Source organism: uncultured Methanobrevibacter sp. (genome assembly GCF_902770715.1).
Taxonomy (GTDB): Archaea; Methanobacteriota; Methanobacteria; order Methanobacteriales; family Methanobacteriaceae; genus Methanocatella.
This window is the reverse complement of the sequence record NZ_CACXTS010000056.1, coordinates 1-5,182: the sequence shown is the minus strand read 5'-3', so window position 1 is coordinate 5,182 and position 5,182 is coordinate 1. Positions and strand designations below refer to the sequence as shown.

Sequence of the window (5,182 nt, the reverse complement as noted above, 5' to 3'; positions counted from 1 at the left end):
AAGACAAGACGCGAAATTGAAATGGGAATAGAAGACTCCCAAAAATGCTCAGACATATTTGAAGAGATAGGCTTTAAAAAAGTAAGGACAGTCAGAAAGAACAGACAATACTACGCCTTTGAAAACTTTGAAATATCACTTGACGATATTGAAGGATTGGACCCATACATGGAAATTGAAATAGCTTTAAGTGATGGTGAAGACTATTCACAAGCCCAAAGTTCTATTTTTGATTTATTTGAAAAATTAGGCGTTACTGATGGCTTTGAAAGAACATCATACCTGGAGTTATTAGAAAACCTATATAAATAAAAAAACCATTATATTATATTTATATTAAAGATTAATTTTTGAAAGATGTGATTATATTGCAATATTTTATAAGTCATTATAACAAGGAATCTGAATTGACATTTCCCGAAGACATTACAATTTATGACACTACTTTAAGAGACGGCGAACAAACCCCTGGAGTGTGTTTCAGCTTTGATGAGAAACTGGAAATTGCAAGAAAACTTGACCAATTTAAAATTCATCAGATTGAAGCAGGTTTTCCAATAGTTTCCGAAAAGGAAAAAGAATCCGTAAAGGCAATTGCCAACGAAGGATTGGATGCTACCATTCTCGGATTGACAAGGACAAAGCCGGAGGACATTGACGCTGCACTTGACTGTGACGTGGACGGTATCATTACCTTTGTCGGAACTTCCGACATTCACCTGGACCACAAAATGCACATTACAAGACAGGACGCAATCAATTTATGTGAAACCGCAGTGGACTACGCTAAAGATCACGGATTGTTTGTCGCATTTTCAGCGGAAGACGCCACAAGAACTGATATCGAATTCTTAAAAAGAATATACTCAAAAGCTCAGGAATGCGGTGCAGACAGGGTACACATTGCAGACACTACCGGTGCAATCACACCGCAGGGTATCGATTACTTAGTCAAGGAACTTGTTAAGGACATTGACATCGACATTGCTGTGCATCTGCACAATGACTTCGGACTGGCAGTAATCAACTCAATAACAGGTGTTCTTGCAGGTGCAAAAGCTGTTTCAACAACCGTTAATGGTATTGGTGAAAGGGCAGGTAACGCATCACTGGAAGAGCTTATCATGGCAATGAAAATCCTATACGGAAAAGATTATGGATTCAAAACAAAATACATCAAGGAATTATCCGATCTGGTTGCAAAAGCAAGCGGACTTCCAATACCTTACAACAAGCCTGTTGTCGGAAATAACGTATTCAGGCACGAGTCCGGAATCCACGTGGATGCCGTTATTGAAGAGCCTTTATGCTATGAACCATATCTTCCGGAATTGGTTGGTCAGAAAAGGCAGCTTGTTTTAGGTAAACATTCAGGATGCAGAGCTGTCAGAGCCAAATTGAACGAATGTGAACTTGACGTTAGTGACGAACAGCTAATTGAAATTGTAAAACAGGTCAAAAAATCAAGAGAAGAAGGAAAATACATCAACGACCAAGTATTCAAGGAAATCGTCAAAAAAATCAGTAAAAAGGAATAGATGAAAATGAACATTACTGAAAAGATATTATCTGCAAAAGCGGGTCACGAAGTAACTCCCGGTGAAATAATCGAAATCCCGGTTGACCTTGCAATGTCACACGACGGAACCTCCCCGCCAGCCATCAAAACATTCGAAAAGGTAGCTGACAAGGTATGGGACCCAGAAAAAATCGCAATTATATTTGATCACAACATTCCTGCAAACACAATAGGATCCGCAGAGTTCCAAAAGGTTTGCAGAGATTTCATTAAAACCCAAAACATAACCAAAAACTTCATTCACGGCGAAGGAATCTGCCACCAGGTCGTTCCCGAAATGGGACTGGTCGAACCTGGAAAGGTCATCGTAGGTGCCGACTCACACACATGTACCTATGGTGCGTTCGGAGCATTCTCAACAGGAATGGGGGCTACCGACCTTGCAATGGTTTGGGCGACCGGAAAAACTTGGTTTATGGTTCCGGAAGCTATCAAGATGGAAGTGACCGGTGAGTTAAATCCGTACATTGCACCAAAGGACATTATCCTAAACATCATCGGCGAGATAGGAATTGCAGGCGCAACCTACAAGACCGCAGAGTTTTGCGGACCTGCAATAGAAAGCATGGGCGTTGAAGGAAGGGCGACCATGTGCAATATGGCTATTGAGATGGGTGCCAAAAACGGAATTATGGAACCGAACAAAGAAGTCATTGATTATATCTGCCAAAGAACCGGCAAAAAGGAATCAGAATTGAATATCGTGAAGTCAGATGAAGATGCAGTATATTCAAAAGAGATGCATTTTGACATCACAGATATGGAGCCTCAAATCGCATGTCCGAACGATGTTGACAATGTTTGCGGCATCTCCGAAATTGAAGGAACCGCAATAGACCAATGCCTGATAGGTTCCTGTACCAACGGAAGGCTTTCCGATTTGAAAGATGCTGCAGAAATATTGGAAGGTAAAAAAATTAGCGATTCCATTAGACTTATCATACTTCCTGCCTCAAGGGAAATCTACAAGCAGGCAATGCATTTAGGATACATCGACACATTCATCGATGCCGGAGCAATTATCTGCAATCCTGGATGCGGCCCATGTCTTGGAGGGCATATGGGAGTTTTATCTGAAGGGGAATCCTGTATTTCAACAACAAATAGGAACTTTAAAGGTAGAATGGGAGACCCTGCTTCATTTGTATACTTATCTAACTCCAAAGTAGTTGCTGCTTCAGCAATTGAAGGAGTTATTACTAATCCAAAAGATTTATAAGTGATTTCAAATGACACAAAACAAAAACGAAGCAAACAAACGACTGATCGAAAAGATGAATGACCTGGAAAAAGACTATGGTCAGACATTTTCAAATACACAGAAAATTCTATTAACTACAGACGGATCAATCACTGCAATCTTAGACGTTCTATACGGCAAAATTGATTTGGATACACTGGACCAACACCTTGAAGATGCAGATGAGGAACATGCGAAACTAGTGAATGTGGAAGCCGGTGAGGAAATCAACTTCAGGGAAGTTATAATGCACAAAGGCGAACAGCCATTAATATATGCTATTTCACATGTCCCATTAGGCAGATGCTCCAAGGATGTTTGTGCGGATTTGCTTAGGGCAGATATTCCAATCGGCAGAATCTTAAAGAATTACAAAATCGAATCCAGAAGAGAAGTCAGAAACATTTTCATTGAAAAGCCAAACGACACATTAAAAGAGCTGTTCAAAACCGATGAGGACTTTTTGGCACGCGATTACGTTATCATCAACAACAACGAAATATTGATGTGGATTAAGGAAATGTTTCCGGTGAGTTATTTTTCAGAAATTTAGGTGTTGAAAATGGGTGTTAAATTAAAAGATATAGTAGAACCGAAATCCATTAGCTTTAAAGATTTGGAAGGAAGGAGCGTATCAATCGATGCATTCAATACTCTCTACCAATTCCTGTCAACAATCAGGCAAAGGGACGGAAGACCATTGACAGATGAAAATGGAAACATTACCTCTCATTTAAGCGGAATATTATATAGAAACTCCTCAATGATTGAAAAGGACATCAAGCCAATCTATATCTTTGATGGAAAAGCACCTGAACTTAAAAGCGAAACTCAAGCAAAAAGAAGGGAAGTTCGGAACGAAGCTGAAAAAATCTATAAGGATGCATTGGCCGCAGGAGATACCGAAAAGGCAAGAAAATTTGCAATGAGGTCATCCAAATTGTCCCCTGAAATAATCGAGTCTTCCAAAAAACTATTGACCTTGATGGGAATTCCATATGTTGAAGCAAAAGGCGAAGGGGAAGCCCAGGCCGCATACCTGGTTCAAAAGGGTGATGCATATGCAGTCGCATCACAGGATTACGACTGCCTTCTGTTTGGAGCGAAAAGGGTTGTAAGAAACCTTGCAGTCAATTCCAATCTGGGAAACCTTGAATTCTATGAGCTTGACAAAGTCCTAAGAGAGCTGGACGTCACAAGAGAGGAATTGGTCGATATGGGAATTCTTATTGGAACCGACTTTTGCGAAGGCCTTAAGGGAGTGGGTGCAAAAACCGCACTTAAATTAGCTCACAAAGGTCAATTGAAGGAAAAAATAGCTGAACTTCAAAAGGAATCAACACATGATTTGGATGAGGTTCGTGAAATATTCCTGAACCATAATGTAAATACCGATTATAAAATCAAATGGGAAAAGCCAAAGCAAGACAAGATAATCGAATTTTTATGCTATGAACATGGATTTTCCGAAGACCGTGTAGCAAAAGCATCAGACAAGCTTAAGAACCTGAGCTCATCACAGGGAAGCCTTGATGCATGGTTTTAAATTAAAAAAAAAAGTTTTAGAAGATAAAATCTTCTAAGTTAATTTTTATTTATAGCTTCAGCAATAGCTTTAGCATTTTCTTCAATTTTTTCCTTTTCAGATATTTCTAACTGATTGAAAATGTCGTTGTATAATGTTTGACCCTCTTTTATGAATCTGAATTTGAAATGTGAAGATGTTGTTGCAATTTCAACAGTACCATAACCTATTATTTTACCGATTAAGCCGTTGCTGAAAGAAACGGAATCTATTCTTTTCAATGGGCTTTGCATTTGAGTAGTGGAAATCAATCCACATTTACCGAATACCCTTTTATTGGTCAATATCAAATCATTGTTCTTGTAACCGGAATATCTTATTATGAACCAAATCAATCCTACAATGAAAAAGATATTTAAAAATGAGAATATGAAAATCGGATGAAAATATCCGGAAAATATGCTGATGAATATATTAATTAATCCAACTAGAAAACCTATCGCCATAAGAATTAGCGGAAGATACAAACATCCTATATGAATCTGGGAACTTCTTATAACCCTTTCGCCGGGAATCATGTCAATTCCATAATTTTTAAACGGATCTTCAGCAGAATAATTTTTGTAGTTTACATTAGATTGAGGTGTTGAATCACCAAATTTGGTTCCGCATTCATCACAAAAAACAGAACCTTCTTCCAATTCACTCCCACAGTTCTTACAATATTTTACCATAATACCACCAAATTATTGATGATGATATATTTTTTAATCATATTATATAAACGATTTTAATACGGCGGGAAATCCTTGCCGAAAACCTTTTCGGCATATCTCAT

Annotated in this window: 6 protein-coding genes; 5 read left to right on the top strand and 1 reads right to left on the bottom strand. The window is 38.6% G+C overall.

Annotated features, from left to right (window positions below; all coding sequences use genetic code 11):
* The 5 genes from cyaB to fen form a co-directional block, all read left to right on the top strand.
* On the top strand, positions 1 to 312 hold a 312-nt coding region (gene cyaB, locus QZU81_RS10300; RefSeq protein WP_295591637.1), incomplete at its 5' end, for a class IV adenylate cyclase.
* Positions 313 to 368: 56 nt separating this feature from the next.
* Complete coding sequence (locus tag QZU81_RS10295) at positions 369 to 1,538, top strand: homocitrate synthase family protein (protein ID WP_292827285.1); 1,170 nt, start codon at positions 369 to 371, stop codon at positions 1,536 to 1,538.
* A 6-nt stretch (positions 1,539 to 1,544) separates the two neighbouring features.
* Positions 1,545 to 2,798, top strand: coding sequence for a homoaconitase large subunit (hacA, locus tag QZU81_RS10290; RefSeq protein ID WP_292827361.1), 1,254 nt, complete (start codon positions 1,545 to 1,547; stop codon positions 2,796 to 2,798).
* Positions 2,799 to 2,808: 10 nt separating this feature from the next.
* A complete protein-coding gene (locus QZU81_RS10285) occupies positions 2,809 to 3,372 on the top strand; it encodes a chorismate lyase (protein ID WP_292827288.1) in 564 nt (187 codons plus the stop codon).
* Between the two features lie 9 nt (positions 3,373 to 3,381).
* Entirely contained in the window at positions 3,382 to 4,365 is a 984-nt protein-coding gene (gene fen, locus QZU81_RS10280; RefSeq protein WP_292827291.1) for a flap endonuclease-1, read from the top strand.
* 38 nt (positions 4,366 to 4,403) lie between these two features.
* Here fen and QZU81_RS10275 read toward each other — a convergent pair whose 3' ends face one another.
* A complete protein-coding gene (locus QZU81_RS10275) occupies positions 4,404 to 5,078 on the bottom strand; it encodes a PH domain-containing protein (protein WP_295591635.1) in 675 nt (224 codons plus the stop codon).
* Positions 5,079 to 5,182: the final 104 nt, after the last annotated feature.